This is a genomic window from Arthrobacter sp. Y3223164 (genome assembly GCF_059091005.1).
Window position 1 is genome coordinate 1 of sequence record NZ_JBNHGF010000634.1, and the last position, 1,069, is coordinate 1,069.

At 70.3% G+C, this 1,069-nt stretch carries 2 protein-coding genes; both read left to right on the forward strand.

What is annotated here, in order from left to right; translation table 11 throughout:
• Positions 1 to 615: MFS transporter (locus AC5RUJ_RS17020; RefSeq protein ID WP_494156335.1), on the forward strand; the 615-nt coding region annotated here is incomplete at its 5' end.
• A 125-nt stretch (positions 616 to 740) separates the two neighbouring features.
• Positions 741 to 1,069 (forward strand): MATE family efflux transporter (locus AC5RUJ_RS17025; protein WP_494156336.1); only part of this gene is annotated, 329 nt, incomplete at its 3' end.

Below are 1,069 nucleotides of genomic sequence, written 5' to 3' on the forward strand. Positions count from 1 at the left end.
GGTTTCCGGCCGATCGTGCGCGGGCAGGGGCCCGGGCTGGGGCAGCGGATCCTGGCGAACCTGCGCTCGGCGCCGCTGCTGGCGCTCTATGCCCAGGGATTCCTGCTGATGGGCGGATTCGTCGCCGTCTACAACTATCTGGGCTTCCGGTTGGAGGCGCCGCCGTTTTCCCTGCCCGCGTCGCTGGCCTCCCTGCTGTTCCTGGCCTATCTGGCCGGCACCGTGAGTTCCCGGGTGGCCGGCGGCCTGACGGCGCGGACCGGCCGGTTGCCCGTGCTGCTGGGCGGGATCGTGGTCAGCATTGCCGGGCTGGCGGTCACCCTCGCCGATTCGCTCGCGCTGATCCTGCTGGGGCTGGTGGTATTCACGGCCGGATTCTTCGCCGCGCATTCGGTCGCGTCGGGCTGGACGCCGCGGCTGGCGACGGTCGGCGCGGCCCAGGCGTCCAGCCTCTACAACCTCTTCTACTACGCCGGGTCCAGCCTGCTCGGCTGGGCCGGCGGCCTCTTCTTCGGTCGGTTCGGCTGGACCGGCGTCGTCGCGTTTACCGCCGCGCTCGCCGTCATCGCCGGTACGACGGCGGTGCTCGCCCTGCGTGCGCGAGGCGCCGGATAACGGGAGCGCCAGGAAGCCTTGTACAAGTGCATGCATAATGCATGCACGGTGGCTAAAAGCTCCAGGGCCGCGCTGCCGGTTCGTCACGCCGGAATTCGGGCTGCAAGGCGCCTAAGCTGGTGGGCGTGAACCCGGAGAAGACCGCCGAGCAGCGGCAGGGACGGAGCCTGAACCGTCAAATCCTTGCACTCGCCATCCCCGCCTTCGGCGCCTTGATCGCCGAGCCGCTGTTCCTGGCGGCCGATTCGGCCATCGTGGGACACCTCGGGGTGGCGGAACTGGCCGGAATGGGGCTGGCCGCCACCGTGGTGCAGACCGTCGTCGGACTGATGATCTTCCTCGCCTACTCCACCACGCCGGCGGTGGCGCGGCTGCTGGGCGCCGGCCGGATGGCGGATGCATACGGCGTCGGGCGGGACGGCATCTGGCTGGCGCTGGTCGTCGGCGTGGTGCT